The following is a 12,744-nucleotide window of genomic DNA, read 5'->3' on the forward strand; positions in this document are numbered from 1 at the left end:
GCATTCGAACGCCACGGCAAGAGAGTGCCCATGCCGCCGGCGCTTGCGGTGTCGGCATGGCCATACGGCTCGATTTCTTCGATATTGCGACCAGGAGCGCGCTTCCCGGGGCAGGCTGATCAGCCGACTTGCGCGCCGCCGATCATCCGGGTCACCTCGGCCGCGGCACTGCGCACCATCGGCCCGATCTCGGCCAGCCGCTCCGGCGTCACCCGCACGGTCGGCCCCGATACGGAGACGCCGCCGATCGGCTCGCCGAACTCGTTGAAGATGGCGGCCGCCACACAGCGCATGCCGGGGTGCCGTTCTTCGTCATCGACCGACCAGCCGCGCTGCTTGATGACAGCCAGATCGTGGGCGAGGGCAGGGATCTCGGAGAGCGTCCTGTCGGTGAAGCGCTGCAGGCCGGCCTTGCGCAGAATGGTCCCGACGCGCTCCGGCTCGAGATGCGCCAGCACCGCCTTGCCGATGCCGGAGGCGTGAAAGGGGCTGCGCGTGCCCGGGCGGAAGAAGGCGCGGATCGCCTGGTGCGTCTCGACCTGGCTGACGAACACCACGCAATCATCCTCGGCGACGCCGAGATTGGCGGTCTCGCCGGTTCTCTCCATCAGCTCCTGCATGACGATGCGGGCGCGGTCGACCAGCTTGCGGCGGCGCAGGAAGGCCGCGCCCATGCGGTAGGTCTCGACGCCGATCGACCACAGCTGGTCTGATGTGTCAAACTCGACCATGCCGTGGTTTTCAAGCGTCGTCAGCATGCGGTAGGCGGTGGAGGCGGCAAGGCCGCTCTGCGCCGATATCTCGCTCAGCGACAGGCCGCTGCCCTCCGCCACAATGGCCAGGATGCGCAAGGCCCGGTCCAGCGATTGCACGGAACTGGTTTCTGCTGGCCCGTTGAAAGCGCGCGGCCGGCCGCGCTGGCGTTTTTCGGTAGTTTCCATCGCGCCAGTTTCGCCGATTTCTCCAAACGTGCAATGAAAAAGTTTTTCACTGCGGCGAGGCGGCAAGTTCCTGAAAAACCGAAAATCCAATAAAATCAGCAAATAGTCGCCGTTTTCTAGAAATGAAAAAATATTCTGAAAAAATTGAAAAATAGCCGGCTTGCTGACATTCTCGGCCATCCAACAATGACAACCCAAGTGGAGGGCCGGAAAATGACCAGGATGCGCGCTGTCGATGCGGCGGTTCTCGTTCTCGAAAAGGAAGGCATCTCCTGCGCCTTCGGTGTGCCGGGCGCGGCGATCAATCCGCTCTATTCGGCTTTGAAGGCGAGGGGCACCATCCGCCACGTGCTGGCCCGCCACGTCGAGGGCGCCTCGCACATGGCAGAAGGCTTCACCCGCGCCAAGGCGGGCAATATCGGGCTCTGCATCGGCACTTCGGGTCCGGCTGGCACCGACATGATCACCGGGCTTTACTCGGCATCAGCCGATTCCATCCCCATCCTGTGCATCACCGGCCAGGCGCCGCGTGCGCGGCTCAACAAGGAGGATTTCCAGGCCGTCGACATCGCCGCCATCGCCGCACCGGTCGCCAAATGGGCGGTCACCGTCATGGAGCCCTATCTCGTGCCCATGGCGCTGCAGAAGGCGTTTCATCTCATGCGCTCGTCGCGCCCCGGCCCGGTGCTGATCGACCTGCCGGTCGACGTTCAATTGGCCGAGATCGAGTTCGACATCGATGCCTATGAGCCGCTGGCGCCATTCAAGCCGGCTATGACGCGCGCCCAGGCCGAAAAGGCACTGGCGATGCTCAACGCGGCTGACAAGCCATTGATCGTCGCCGGCGGCGGCATCATCAATGCCGATGCATCCGACCTGCTGATCGAATTCGCGGAGATATCAGGCGTTCCGGTCATCCCGACACTGATGGGCTGGGGCGCGATCCCCGACGACCACCGGCTGATGGCCGGCATGTGCGGGCTGCAGACCTCGCATCGCTACGGCAACGCCACGATGCTGGAGGCCGATTTCGTCTTCGGCATCGGCAATCGCTGGGCCAACCGTCACACTGGTTCTGTGGACGTCTACACCAAGGGCAAGAAGTTCATCCATGTCGACATCGAGCCCACGCAGATCGGCCGTGTCTTCGCGCCGGACCTCGGCGTCGTCTCCGATGCTGGCGCGGCGCTGAAAATGCTGCTCGACGTCGCCACCGAGTGGAAGACGGCCGGAAAGCTGCGCGACTGGTCGGGCTGGGCCAAGGAATGCCAGGCCCGCAAGAAGACGATGAAGCGCAAGACGCATTTCGACCAGGTGCCGCTGAAGCCGCAGCGCGTCTACGAGGAGATGAACAAGGCGTTCGGCCGCGATGTCACCTATGTCACCACGATCGGCCTGTCGCAGATCGCCGGCGCGCAGTTCCTGCATGTCTACAAGCCGCGCAACTGGATCAATTGCGGCCAGGCCGGCCCGCTCGGCTGGACCTTGCCGGCAGCCCTTGGCGTGCGCGCCGCCGATCCCGACCGCACCATCGTGGCGCTGTCGGGCGACTATGATTTCCAGTTCATGATCGAGGAACTGGCCGTCGGCGCACAGCACAGACTGCCCTACATCCATGTCGTCGTGAACAACGCCTATCTCGGCCTGATCCGCCAGGCGCAGCGCGGATTCTCGATGGATTATGAGGTCAGCCTCGCCTTCGAGAACGTCAACCGATCGGGCGATCCCGAGGCCGGCTATGGCGTCGACCATGTCGCCGTCGCCGAAGCCATGGGCTGCAAGGCGGTCCGGGTGCGCAAGCCCGAGGAGTTTGCCGCCGCCTTCAAAGAGGCGCAGCGGCTGATGAAGGAGCACCGGGTTCCGGTCGTGCTTGAATTCATCCTCGAGCGCGTCACCAACATCTCGATGGGCACCGAGATCCACAAGATCACCGAATTCGAGGACCTTGCCGAAAGCCATGAGGATGCGCCGACCGCGATCGTGATGCTGGATTAGGAGAAAAAGAATGCCGCGTTTTTCAGCCAATCTGTCGATGCTCTTTGGCGAGCATGATTTCCTCGATCGCTTTGACGCCGCCGCCCGCGCGGGCTTCAAGGGCGTCGAATATATCGGCCCTTACGACCATGCGCCGGAGGTGGTGGCCGCCAGGCTGAAGAAGAACGGCCTGGCGCAGGTGCTGTTCAACCTGCCGGCCGGCGACTGGGGCAAGGGCGAGCGCGGCATCGCCGTGTTGCCGGACCGCGTGCCGGAATTCCGCCAGGGCATCGCCAAGGCGATCACCTACGCGCAGGCGCTCGGCTGCCCCCAGGTCAATTGCCTGGCCGGCATTGCACCCGCCGGCGTCGACCGCAAGGTGCTCGAGGATGTTTTCGCCGAAAACCTCGCCTTCGCGGCGGAGAAGCTGGAGCAGGCTGGCATCCGGCTTTTGATCGAGCCGATCAACACCCGCGACATTCCAGGCTTCTTCCTCAACTACTCCGACCAGGCGCTGGCGCTGATCGACCGCGTCGGCTCGAAAAACCTGTTCCTGCAATACGACATCTATCACATGCAGATCATGGAGGGGGATCTCGCCCGTAAAATCGAGGCCAACCTTAGCCGCATCGCGCATATCCAGCTTGCGGACAATCCCGGCCGTCACGAGCCGGGTACGGGCGAGATCAACTATCCTTTCCTCTACGACCACATCGACCGCATCGGCTATTCCGGCTGGATCGGTGCCGAATACAAGCCGAAGGCCGGCACCGAGGCAGGCCTGGGTTGGTTTCGGGACCTGACCAGGCAAGGCAGCGCGGCGGCCTAAGAGCTTCCTTCTCCCCTTCACTATACGGGGAGAAGGTGCCGGCAGGCGGATGAGGGGCAGCGCCGACCTTCGACGAGTTCGAGCAAGACTTTCAGGAGAACCACAATGGAAACCATAGGCTTCATCGGCCTCGGCATCATGGGCGCGCCGATGGCGGGGCATCTGCTGGATGCTGGCTACAAGGTCATCGCCAGCGACCATCGCTCGAAGCCGCCTGCCAATCTCGTCGCCAAGGGCCTGAAAGCAGTCTCCGGCCATGCCGCCGTGGCCAAGGCCGCCGACATCATCATCACCATGGTGCCCGACACCCCGCAGGTGGCCGATGTGCTGTTCGGCGACAATGGCGTCGCGTCCGGCCTGACCAAAGGCAAGCTGGTCATCGACATGAGTTCGATTTCGCCGATCGAGACCAAGGTTTTCGCCGGAAAGATAAACGAGCTGGGCTGCGACTATCTCGACGCGCCGGTTTCCGGCGGCGAGGTCGGCGCCAAGGCGGCGTCGCTGACCATCATGGTCGGCGGCGAGGAAAAGACCTTCGAACGCGCCAAACCCGTCTTCGAGAAGATGGGCAAGAACATCACTCTGGTCGGGCCCAATGGCGTCGGCCAGACCACCAAAGTGGCAAATCAGATCGTCGTCGCGTTGACCATTGAAGCCGTCGCCGAAGCGCTTGTTTTTGCATCGAAAGCCGGCGCCGACCCAGCCAAGGTCAGGCAGGCGCTGATGGGCGGGCTGGCGGCGTCACGCATCCTCGAAGTGCATGGCGAGCGCATGGTCAAGCGCACCTTCGCGCCCGGTTTCCGCATCGAACTGCACCAGAAGGATCTCAACCTGGCACTGGAGGGCGCCAAGGCGCTCGGCGTGGCGCTGCCCAACACCTCGACCACGCAGCAGCTGTTCAACTCGTGTGCGGCCAATGGCGGCGCCAAGGAAGATCACTCGGCGCTGGTCAGGGCACTGGAGCGGATGGCCAATTTTGAGGTCGGTGGCAAATTGACCGACGTGAAGGGCAAAGCAGCATAGGCCGGGAGAGGGCGGCGCAACGTTCCCAAGCCGCCACCTCTTGTCCTGCACAAGAACGGGTTCCCCCGCTGTCGCTGGAACCCGTTTCTTGTTTCTTGGTAGAGCGCTTCCGGCTCTCAGCCGCGCTTCAAGAACGCCCGTGCAGCATAAAGGCTCACCGCCGCGGCATTCGACACGTTGAGTGAACGGACGGCGCCGGGCATGTCGAGCCGCGCCAGCGTCGTCACCGTCTCGCGCGTCTTCTGGCGCAGGCCCTTGCCTTCGGCACCGAGCACCAGCGCGATCCTGTCGCCGGCAAAGCTGGTTTCGAGTTCCGCCGGCCCGTCCGAATCAAGCCCGATGGTCTGGAAGCCGGCTTCGTGCAACTGCCCGAGCGCGTCGGCGAGGTTCTTCACCTCGATCTGGTCGATATGCTCCAGCGCGCCGGAGGCGGATTTCGCCAGCACGCCCGATTCCTGGGGACTGTGGCGGGCCGTGGTGATCAGCGCGCCGGCGCCGAAGGCGACCGCCGAGCGCAGGATGGCGCCGACATTGTGCGGATCGGTGACCTGGTCGAGCACCAGCACCAGCCTTGTGTCGCCGAGTGCGTCGAGGCGCTTGGGCTTCAGCGGCTCCGCCTCGATCAGCACGCCCTGGTGCACGGCGTCCGAACCGGTGATCTTGTCGATGTCCCTGGGTTCGACCAGCTCCGCCTTGAAGGGCAGGGCGGCGAGATCGTCTATCTCAAGGCGCTCGGCCGCGTTGCGGGTCACCAGCATTTTGCGAATCTTGCGGCGCGGATTGTCGAGCGCCGCCCGCACCGTGTGCAGGCCATAAAGTCGCACCAGGCCGTCGGCGGCGTTCTCGCCGGGCGGCACGGGCTGGCGCGGCCGGAATGCCGGCGCGCCGCCGCTCTTCTCGTCGCGGTGCGCGCGGCGCAGCTTGGCGTAATGGGTGTCTTTGGGGGTATTGGTCTTGTTGCTCATGGCCGGCTTCTATAGCCGTCTCGCGTGGCCAAGGATATGGCCCGTCGCCGCAGCCGGCGAACAACATCGAAAAACCCTTCCCAGTGCGGTTGACACCCACTGGCCTTGCCGCCATAAGGCGCTTCGCTGATTTCGGAGAAGATATCCAACTCGGGCTCCGGGATCGGCAGGAATGCCTCGTTGCATGGCTCCGGCGGCAGACTGGAGAGGTGCCCGAGTGGTTAAAGGGGACGGACTGTAAATCCGTTGGCTTAGCCTACGTTGGTTCGAATCCAACCCTCTCCACCACTGCCGGCCCGGAAGCCCTGTACGAGAAAAGCATCGGGCCGAAAAGTGCATGGCGCTTTTCGGGTGAATCCGATACTTCAGTGCAAGGCGCGGGTATAGCTCAGTGGTAGAGCAGCAGCCTTCCAAGCTGAATATGCGGGTTCGATTCCCGCTACCCGCTCCAGATATCTCTTTGAAATCGCTATCAAAATCACTTCTTTTGAAATGCGCCGTGTCACGCGTGTCACGGGCGTGTCACTGCCTAAGCTTCGCCCTGGCGTCAGCAACCTTGCGGTTGTTGTCGAGATCGCCATTGCGAACGTAGCCTTGCGTCGTCTTCGACGTGGTATGGCCGGCCATCTTGCGGGCCGATTCCAGGTCGGTTGCGATCTCGGCTTCGGAGATTGCGCCGGCGCGGGTGTCCATCGACCAGATGTTCTCAGGAACCCTCGCCGCCGTGGCGATCTCGCGCCAGTCGGTGGCATAATAGTTTTCCCGATAAGGCAGGCCGGTGGTCTCCGACACGATCAACGGTCCGAAAGCCGGCATGGTGATGCGCTTCAGCACCATCTGCACCAATGGGCATTTGCCGAGATCATGCTCGGTCGCCGCCTTGTTCCTCGCGGTGATTGGCACGGTCAGCACCTGGTCGGCGGAAATGTCGGCGACCGTGAGCCCGCGCCACTTGGTGTTGCCGCGCACGATGCCACCGGCGTCGCCTGCCTCGAGGGGCAGCCATTCGCCGATGATGTGGATGCGGCGTAACGCCGTGTCCCACTGCAATGCCTGCGTCAGCGCGATCGAAGGCCGATTGCGGCGGATCGCCATGGCGCAGATCGCCAACGCATGGCGGTACTCCATCTTGACGCGCCGGGGCTCCGGAGTTGCAAATTCCATCAGGGACAGGATCTCGCGCGCCTGGGCGCACCCAGCCAGCCGTTCGGTGGTGCCGAAGGACAAAACTGAGCGCAGCTTGCGAATTGCGCCGTGCGCGCGCCTGGCGCGGCCCTTGGTGCCCCACTGCTCGAACCAGCGGCGGAAGTCGGAGCCGACGAGGTTGGCGATGCGTCGCTTGCCGACCGTGTCGCGGATCAGTTTCAGCGATGGGTCGTAGTCACGGATCCGGGTAGCGTGCTTCAGCGCCTTGTAAGGCGATTGCAGGTGCGTGCGGTAAATCATGACAGCGGAGCCTACAGTGCCGTCATAGTCGGTCTTGCTGCCGCGATCGTCGAGATCGGCCAGCAGTTCGTCCGTCCATCTCCGGCACAGCTTGGCGATGGCATCGTCGGCCGTGGTCAGATCCGGATGTTCCGCCATCATGTCCGCGATGAGGTCATCCGTGATCGGGCGTGGCTCCAGCGCGCTTGGCGCAGTTTTGCAGGCGCGCTGCGGCACCCAATAATGGGCGCGACTGCCGTCAGCCCTTGGCCGGTATTTGTAACCCGGCCGGTCCTTTCTCTGTTCAGTCACCGAAGTTTTCCTCTCCATCCACGGCGGCGGGAGTGCCGCCGATGCGTGGATGTGAGTCCAAACCGGCGCGACGGTCAAAGAAAACTTCCACCGATCGGCGATCGGTCTTGTTCACCAACGCGTCGCGCGGCGGGAAGAACCGCGTCGCGCGCAGCCGATCGAGCGCGCGTTCAGACAGGCCGAACCATCGCCGCAGCTCCTGGTCGGTCATGAACCGTGGCGCGAATCGGTCGTCTGGCTTCACGACTTGGCCTCGCGGTTGGCGAGTTTGAGCAGAACGTCGGCGTGACAGGGCGCGCCTGGCTTGCACCAGCAGGCGAGGTTCTTGCCGGTGAGTTCGCTAGCGTTGTCGGCGACGAACTGGCGGGTGCGCTCCAGAGATGCGACGTCGGGATCGCGCCCGACCCGTATAAGACCCGCTAGTAGCGCCTTGTAGAGGTCGACGCAGTAGGTGGCGTCACCATGCTTGCCGACGACGAACGGATTGCCCCACGGGCCGGGCCTCGCCACGGTCACCGTGTTGTCGGGCATGCGCCAGCCCTTGCGGCGTGACAGCTGGATGCGTTGCGGCTCCCTCACTGGAACTCACCCAGGGCCTGGCGTCCGCCGATCTCAAGCGCACGATCGAAATAGTAAGGAAGGTGTTTGAGCAGGATGGCCCGGACCTCGGATTCGCTGCCGGGGATCGTCGTCATCACGATCGTGCCGAGTGCGCCAGTCATGATGCCGTGCATCATACCCTCGAACTGGTCGCGCGGATTGGCCTTGTGGTAGCGGCGAGACTTCACCACACGAAGCGCGGCCTTGGCGACCTCGCGCCGCGCCATGTCGGCCACGGCATCGGCATCGTCGGTGGGATCGAAATCGCGAAGTTCAGCCATCAATGCAACCCCACATAAACCAGCCCGGCTCCGATCGCAGCGACAGCGAGCATCAGGCCGTTGAGGATCCGGCGCGCCATCGGCGATTCCGCCGGGGCGAGGTCAATGCAGTCATCGCCACACAGGCAGTCGGGCCAGCGCTTGCAGATGAGCTGCGTTCGTCCGCCTGGCGGCACGGTCATCTGCTCCAGACTGCGCGGTACCTGGTCGAGACGCGCGGTCATGACGGCAGCACCCAGCCGAGCAGGGCGAATGGCAGCGCGAACATCACCACGCAAGCGAAGGTGAGCCCGGCCGGGCCGTCACCCCCGACAGCGGCGATGATGCGGGAAGGGTTGGCCGCGCGGCGAAGGTCGGCCAGGATCTCGGACGGCCTGCGGCCGGTGAGGATCTGGCGCGACACCCATGCCTCGGCCTCGCGCGACTTCGCGGCCTCGGCGATCAGGCTTTCGGCGATGGTTTTCATGGCCGTCAGGCTTCATGGCGGACGGCGCGCGACTTGGCGAGGTCTGCGGCCTCGGGGCCGTGCTCCTCGATCTGCGCGCGGGTGAAGTTCGAATGCTCGGCCAGGCTGTCGGCGGTAACCGCCGTGCCGTTCATGCCCATTTCCAGCATTGTGTCGGCCATGCGCTCGACGATGCTTTGGGTGATTATCGCGGGGGACGTCGACAGCGAGCCAATGTGCGGTTGCTGGAAAGTGATCATTAGAATTCTCCGCTCTGAATAGATGACAACAGGGCGGACTATGCGTTGCGCATAGACGTTCGTCAATCGGAATTATGCACAACGCATATTATCAGTTTCATCTGTCGGTTGTGTGGATAAGAGCGGACCTATCTCGCCTTGACTCCCGGTCGAGGACAATGTTCCTATCCGCGATGGAGGGTTGGCCCGAAAATGATCAAGACTAAGCCGCGCTACAAATCACGAAATGATGAAATCGTAGCTGAGCTGCGGGCATCGGCCGGCGCTGGTGCGCCCATAGATCCCAAAATGGCCATCAAGCGAAAGGCCGCCGAGATATCTACCGCGATGGCTCTGATTTACGGCGGCGACTGGCGAGTGGTTGTGGATCACGAGACGCCGATGGTTCTGATTCGGCGCGCGTAGCCGACAGGTCCATCGCGTTGCGAATTACGCCATATGCCAGGTTGATGTCGTTTTCTGAAAGCCCTTCGATCCTTCGCAAGAAAGCCAGGACCTCGACGTCACCTTTGATGGGGGCTTCCACGGCAGCACCACCAGGGCCGCGGCCTTGCCCGGTCAGCAGCCAATCCAGTGAGACCTTGAACCGCCGACCGTACTGAATTGCCGTCGGGATATCGAATTCTCGGTTCCCGTTCTCATGCGCTGCATAAGTCTGATAGGGAACCCCAAGAGACGCCGCTGCTTGTTTGCGGTCCATCTCAGTTGCGGTTCGGGCCTGTGTAAGGCGACGCGCGATCTCTTCTCGAGTGCTCATGCTATGCACTCTGCAGAAAATTGTTATGCACGGGGCATTGACATTTAATTATGCGTTGCGCATAGATCTGCCGCATTATGACAGCCGAGCAAATCAAGGCATTTCGTGAAAGTCGCGCATGGAGCCAAGCGCAGCTTGCTGCTGAGCTTGGTGTCGACCAGGCGACGGTTTCCCGAATTGAAAATGGAGCCGAGCCAAGAGGGCCTGTGAAGCGGCTTCTTGACCGCCTCATGGCTGAGCAGGTCGCGCCATCCAGCGAGGCTGCTGCATGATCAAGACGCGCCTCGCTTCTCCCTGCCTCGCCGATCGCGGCGCGCGTCTTGCCGGCGTCGGGTTCACCGATCACCTCGTGCCGCGCCAGGTCCGCGCCGCCGATTATGAATTCCCCGCTGCGCCGGTTCCCCAAGAGCCTGACCGCGCAGTTGCTGCCGCCGGGGCTTCGGACCTCCAAGCCTCGGCGGCTTTTTCTCGCCTCACCGAATCCTGCCCGGTTCCCCATCCCGCCGGTCAGGACAGCGCGCCGGCAGTTGTTGCCTCTTCGGCCGGCGCGCTCTCGCACAATGCGATCCTGTTGCCCGACCATGTGATGGTGCTGGTGCGGGCGGTCGCGGCCTATGAGCGCTGCACTAATGAGCGCGCCGTCGCGCTGGCGCTCACTGAATACGCCACGACGATCGGGGCAGGGGTGTTGGCCCGTGCTGTCGCCGATCTTGGCGACGAACTGGCCGAAGTGCCCGCGCATGCGCGCCTGGCGGCAAACCGATTCCGGAGCGGCGGACCATGAGTGCATCTGCTTGCGGGCCTCCATGAAGTGACGCCCGCACACTGAATCCAAAAAACCTTTCCCGCCACGGGAAACGACGCCGGGATTTCCCGGCGCGGGAAACCTTTTGCGTCTGAGGAGGCCACGATGGTGCCGAATGCCAATGCCCGCCACTTCCTGATCAAGGCCAAGCAACGCGACCTGATTGCCGCCGCCGGCGGGATCGAGCGCGCCGCGGCGATCTGCTCGTATGGCAAGTCAACTGTTGGCCGCTGGGCCAATTCCGACAGTTCGGAACTGATGCCGCTCGACGCCATCTTCGCGCTCGAGGAAGAAACAGGCCGCTTCGACATGAGCGAGGCGATCACCCAGGCGCGTGGGCGCAGCGTGGCGGAAGTCGAGGCAGTCGCCGCCAATGGCAGCGTGATGACCGCGCATGCCGAGGCGGTGGTGAGCATGGGCGAACTGATGACCGAAGGTGCGATCGCCTTCGCCGACGGCAAGCTGACGCCCGCCGAGAGCGCCCAGATAGACCGCGCGCTGGCCAAGCTGCAGAACGCCGCCGCCGAGTACCGCAAGGTGCTGGCCGGCGCCCGGGGCCGCCGGCGGGCTGAAGGTGGTGGGAGGCGAATAGTGGATCGCCGCGCCGCCATTGCCGATCGCATCGCACCCGCCGTCGACATCCGCGACGGCGGCTATATCTCGCCATGCTGGTTCTGGACTATGGGCGACAGCGGCACCGGTCGCGGCGGCGGCTATCCGCGCATGAAGCTGAACGACCGCACGGTTGCGGCGCACATCGTCAGCTTCACCAATGAATTCGGCTATGTGCCGCGCAACAAGCAGATCGACCACAAGTGCCACAACCGGCGCTGCGTAAATCCCGACCATCTGGAGATGGTGAGCCACATCGAAAACCAGAAACGCCGCGACGCCGCCAACGGCGTGGTGCGCCGCAAGCGCCGGCGCCGGAAGGCGGTGGCGAAATGACCGACCTTCTCCCGCATCCGCTGGCCGAACTGTTTCCGATGTTGTCGGAGCAGGAGGTGCGCGAACTGGCCGACGACATCGTCACCTATGGCCAGCGCCATCCCATCGTGCTGCTGGACGGCCAGGTTCTGGACGGGCGCAACCGGCTGGCGGCCTGCCGCTTCGCCGATGTCGAGCCGGTTTTCATCGACTATGACGGCGAGGATCCGCTCGGCTTCGTGTTGTCGCTGAACTTGCACCGCCGGCACCTCTCGGAAAGCCAGCGGGCCATGGTGGCGGCGCAGATCGTCGACTGGGATTTCGGCATGAACCAGGCGACGGCCGGGTCAGCAAATTTGCCGACCCGGGAGGCCGCGCGCCGGCTATCGATCTCGCAGCGCGCCGTCATCGCCGCCAAGCGCATCCGCGACCATGGCACAGAAGAGCTGGTCGAGGCGATTCGTGACGGCAGGGTTTCCGTGCACGCCGGCGAGGCGCTGTCCGACCTGGCGGTCGAGGCGCAGCGCGAGGTCCTGGCGCGCGAAGAAAAGCAGATCGTGGCGCGGGCCAAAGAGATCCGTGCCGCAAGGCAGAAGCTGCGCCACACGGTGCGACTGGCGCATATGGACTTGGTGGCGACGAAGGGGCGCGCCACGGCGCCGGGCGAGCTGAAGCGCAAGTATCCGGTCGGTTACGCCGATTGCCCGTGGAGGTTCGGCGTACGCTCGGAAGTGACGGGCCGCGAGAAAAGCGCGGAAAATCATTATCCGACGATGACGACGGACGAGATCATCGAGCTGTTTCGAAAGCTCGATCCGTTCACCGAAAACGCAGTGCTGTTCCTCTGGGCGACGAACCCGATGCTGCTCGATGGCCTGCGCGTGCTTGAAGCGCTCGGCTTCACCTATGTGCATCACTGGATATGGGACAAGGAAGTCGCAGGCACCGGCTATTGGGGCCGCGACCGCCACGAGATCCTGCTGATCGGCCGCCGCGGCGACGTCGCCGCGCCGTTGCCTGGTTCGCAGCCGGAGACCGTGCATCGCGAGCGCAAGGGCAAGCATTCCGCCAAGCCGGACTTCTTCGCCGAGACGATCGAGCGACTGTTTCCCGGCATCGCGCGACTGGAGATGTTCTGCCGCTCGCCCCGCCCGGGCTGGGATGCTTGGGGTTATGAATCGATTCCCGCAACGAGCGTGG

Annotated in this window: 16 protein-coding genes, 2 tRNA genes and 2 pseudogenes; 10 read left to right on the forward strand and 10 right to left on the reverse strand. The window is 63.7% G+C overall.

The features are described 5' to 3' along the window. Positions 1–119 precede the first annotated feature (119 nt). Complete coding sequence (bhcR, locus tag ACLGL5_RS22410; RefSeq protein ID WP_027046806.1) at positions 120–941, reverse strand: HTH-type transcriptional regulator BhcR; 822 nt, start codon at positions 939–941, stop codon at positions 120–122. Positions 942–1,154: 213 nt separating this feature from the next. On the opposite strand from bhcR, the gene gcl reads away from it, so the two are divergent. The 3 genes and pseudogenes from gcl to ACLGL5_RS22425 form a co-directional block, all read left to right on the forward strand. Next, positions 1,155–2,936: a glyoxylate carboligase gene (gene gcl, locus ACLGL5_RS22415; RefSeq protein WP_069092055.1), complete on the forward strand. Its 1,782-nt coding sequence runs from the start codon at positions 1,155–1,157 to the stop codon at positions 2,934–2,936. Between the two features lie 10 nt (positions 2,937–2,946). Then, positions 2,947–3,744 carry a 2-oxo-tetronate isomerase gene (otnI, locus tag ACLGL5_RS22420; RefSeq protein ID WP_019857945.1) on the forward strand — a complete coding sequence of 266 codons (798 nt, stop codon included), beginning with the start codon at positions 2,947–2,949 and terminating at the stop codon, positions 3,742–3,744. A 90-nt stretch (positions 3,745–3,834) separates the two neighbouring features. Next, positions 3,835–4,767: pseudogene (locus ACLGL5_RS22425) on the forward strand (2-hydroxy-3-oxopropionate reductase); the annotation flags it as partial. A 116-nt stretch (positions 4,768–4,883) separates the two neighbouring features. On the opposite strand, the gene ACLGL5_RS22430 reads toward ACLGL5_RS22425, so the two are convergent. After that, positions 4,884–5,732: a TrmH family RNA methyltransferase gene (locus tag ACLGL5_RS22430; protein ID WP_069092057.1), complete on the reverse strand. Its 849-nt coding sequence runs from the start codon at positions 5,730–5,732 to the stop codon at positions 4,884–4,886. Positions 5,733–5,935: 203 nt separating this feature from the next. Between ACLGL5_RS22430 and ACLGL5_RS22435 the strand changes: the two genes are divergently transcribed. Both ACLGL5_RS22435 and ACLGL5_RS22440 read left to right on the forward strand, forming a co-directional pair. After that, positions 5,936–6,020: transfer RNA gene (locus ACLGL5_RS22435), tRNA-Tyr, on the forward strand. A gap of 89 nt (positions 6,021–6,109) precedes the next feature. Continuing rightward, positions 6,110–6,183 (forward strand) — tRNA-Gly (locus ACLGL5_RS22440). A 71-nt stretch (positions 6,184–6,254) separates the two neighbouring features. On the opposite strand, the gene ACLGL5_RS22445 is transcribed toward ACLGL5_RS22440, so the two are convergent. Genes ACLGL5_RS22445 through ACLGL5_RS22475 form a run of 7 tightly spaced genes read right to left on the reverse strand, consistent with a single transcriptional unit; the run spans position 6,255 to position 9,055 of the window. After that, positions 6,255–7,469, reverse strand: coding sequence for a site-specific integrase (locus tag ACLGL5_RS22445; protein ID WP_141700925.1), 1,215 nt, complete (start codon positions 7,467–7,469; stop codon positions 6,255–6,257). After that, entirely contained in the window at positions 7,462–7,680 is a 219-nt protein-coding gene (locus ACLGL5_RS22450) for a hypothetical protein (protein WP_069092059.1), read from the reverse strand. Before ACLGL5_RS22450 ends, ACLGL5_RS22445 begins: the two co-directional genes overlap by 8 nt. 29 nt (positions 7,681–7,709) lie before the next feature. Beyond that, complete coding sequence (locus ACLGL5_RS22455; RefSeq protein WP_069092060.1) at positions 7,710–8,048, reverse strand: DUF4326 domain-containing protein; 339 nt, start codon at positions 8,046–8,048, stop codon at positions 7,710–7,712. Next, positions 8,045–8,350 carry a hypothetical protein gene (locus ACLGL5_RS22460; RefSeq protein WP_069092061.1) on the reverse strand — a complete coding sequence of 102 codons (306 nt, stop codon included), beginning with the start codon at positions 8,348–8,350 and terminating at the stop codon, positions 8,045–8,047. The genes ACLGL5_RS22455 and ACLGL5_RS22460 overlap by 4 nt, the downstream gene beginning before the upstream one ends. Then, entirely contained in the window at positions 8,350–8,574 is a 225-nt protein-coding gene (locus ACLGL5_RS22465; RefSeq protein WP_069092062.1) for a hypothetical protein, read from the reverse strand. The genes ACLGL5_RS22460 and ACLGL5_RS22465 overlap by 1 nt, the downstream gene beginning before the upstream one ends. Next, entirely contained in the window at positions 8,571–8,816 is a 246-nt protein-coding gene (locus ACLGL5_RS22470) for a hypothetical protein (protein WP_069092063.1), read from the reverse strand. The genes ACLGL5_RS22465 and ACLGL5_RS22470 overlap by 4 nt, the downstream gene beginning before the upstream one ends. A 5-nt stretch (positions 8,817–8,821) precedes the next feature. Continuing rightward, entirely contained in the window at positions 8,822–9,055 is a 234-nt protein-coding gene (locus tag ACLGL5_RS22475; RefSeq protein ID WP_069092064.1) for a hypothetical protein, read from the reverse strand. Between the two features lie 192 nt (positions 9,056–9,247). On the opposite strand from ACLGL5_RS22475, the gene ACLGL5_RS22480 reads away from it, so the two are divergent. Beyond that, a complete protein-coding gene (locus tag ACLGL5_RS22480) occupies positions 9,248–9,460 on the forward strand; it encodes a hypothetical protein (RefSeq protein ID WP_494372964.1) in 213 nt (70 codons plus the stop codon). Here ACLGL5_RS22480 and ACLGL5_RS22485 read toward each other — a convergent pair. Beyond that, positions 9,375–9,812 carry a helix-turn-helix transcriptional regulator gene (locus ACLGL5_RS22485; protein ID WP_494372767.1) on the reverse strand — a complete coding sequence of 146 codons (438 nt, stop codon included), beginning with the start codon at positions 9,810–9,812 and terminating at the stop codon, positions 9,375–9,377. The two genes, ACLGL5_RS22480 and ACLGL5_RS22485, sit on opposite strands and share 86 nt — an antisense overlap. Before the next feature lie 77 nt (positions 9,813–9,889). Between ACLGL5_RS22485 and ACLGL5_RS22490 the strand changes: the two genes are divergently transcribed. From ACLGL5_RS22490 to ACLGL5_RS22505, 4 genes and pseudogenes are all read left to right on the forward strand, one after another. Then, on the forward strand, positions 9,890–10,084 hold the full coding sequence (locus ACLGL5_RS22490; RefSeq protein WP_083246738.1) for a helix-turn-helix domain-containing protein: 195 nt from the start codon (positions 9,890–9,892) through the stop codon (positions 10,082–10,084). Next, the gene (locus ACLGL5_RS22495; RefSeq protein ID WP_069092066.1) at positions 10,081–10,596 is read left to right on the forward strand and encodes a hypothetical protein; all 516 of its coding nucleotides are present in this window, start codon (positions 10,081–10,083) and stop codon (positions 10,594–10,596) included. The genes ACLGL5_RS22490 and ACLGL5_RS22495 overlap by 4 nt, the downstream gene beginning before the upstream one ends. Positions 10,597–10,722: 126 nt before the next feature. Continuing rightward, a complete protein-coding gene (locus ACLGL5_RS22500) occupies positions 10,723–11,565 on the forward strand; it encodes an HNH endonuclease signature motif containing protein (RefSeq protein WP_083246740.1) in 843 nt (280 codons plus the stop codon). A gap of 38 nt (positions 11,566–11,603) precedes the next feature. After that, positions 11,604–12,725, forward strand: a pseudogene (locus tag ACLGL5_RS22505) (MT-A70 family methyltransferase); the annotation flags it as partial. Between the last annotated feature and the right edge of the window lie 19 nt (positions 12,726–12,744).

Source organism: Mesorhizobium sp. U510, assembly GCF_059180695.1.

What these genes read in the sequence shown, in the direction of transcription:
- bhcR (WP_027046806.1), bottom strand. Translation starts at nt 941, where the DNA reads ATGGAAACTACCGAAAAACGCCAGCGCGGCCGGCCGCGCGCTTTCAAC.
- gcl (WP_069092055.1), top strand. Translation starts at nt 1,155, where the DNA reads ATGACCAGGATGCGCGCTGTCGATGCGGCGGTTCTCGTTCTCGAAAAG.
- otnI (WP_019857945.1), top strand. Translation starts at nt 2,947, where the DNA reads ATGCCGCGTTTTTCAGCCAATCTGTCGATGCTCTTTGGCGAGCATGAT.
- ACLGL5_RS22430 (WP_069092057.1), bottom strand. Translation starts at nt 5,732, where the DNA reads ATGAGCAACAAGACCAATACCCCCAAAGACACCCATTACGCCAAGCTG.
- ACLGL5_RS22450 (WP_069092059.1), bottom strand. Translation starts at nt 7,680, where the DNA reads ATGACCGACCAGGAGCTGCGGCGATGGTTCGGCCTGTCTGAACGCGCG.
- ACLGL5_RS22460 (WP_069092061.1), bottom strand. Translation starts at nt 8,350, where the DNA reads ATGGCTGAACTTCGCGATTTCGATCCCACCGACGATGCCGATGCCGTG.
- ACLGL5_RS22465 (WP_069092062.1), bottom strand. Translation starts at nt 8,574, where the DNA reads ATGACCGCGCGTCTCGACCAGGTACCGCGCAGTCTGGAGCAGATGACC.
- ACLGL5_RS22470 (WP_069092063.1), bottom strand. Translation starts at nt 8,816, where the DNA reads ATGAAAACCATCGCCGAAAGCCTGATCGCCGAGGCCGCGAAGTCGCGC.
- ACLGL5_RS22475 (WP_069092064.1), bottom strand. Translation starts at nt 9,055, where the DNA reads ATGATCACTTTCCAGCAACCGCACATTGGCTCGCTGTCGACGTCCCCC.
- ACLGL5_RS22480 (WP_494372964.1), top strand. Translation starts at nt 9,248, where the DNA reads ATGATCAAGACTAAGCCGCGCTACAAATCACGAAATGATGAAATCGTA.
- ACLGL5_RS22485 (WP_494372767.1), bottom strand. Translation starts at nt 9,812, where the DNA reads ATGAGCACTCGAGAAGAGATCGCGCGTCGCCTTACACAGGCCCGAACC.
- ACLGL5_RS22490 (WP_083246738.1), top strand. Translation starts at nt 9,890, where the DNA reads ATGACAGCCGAGCAAATCAAGGCATTTCGTGAAAGTCGCGCATGGAGC.
- ACLGL5_RS22495 (WP_069092066.1), top strand. Translation starts at nt 10,081, where the DNA reads ATGATCAAGACGCGCCTCGCTTCTCCCTGCCTCGCCGATCGCGGCGCG.
- ACLGL5_RS22500 (WP_083246740.1), top strand. Translation starts at nt 10,723, where the DNA reads ATGGTGCCGAATGCCAATGCCCGCCACTTCCTGATCAAGGCCAAGCAA.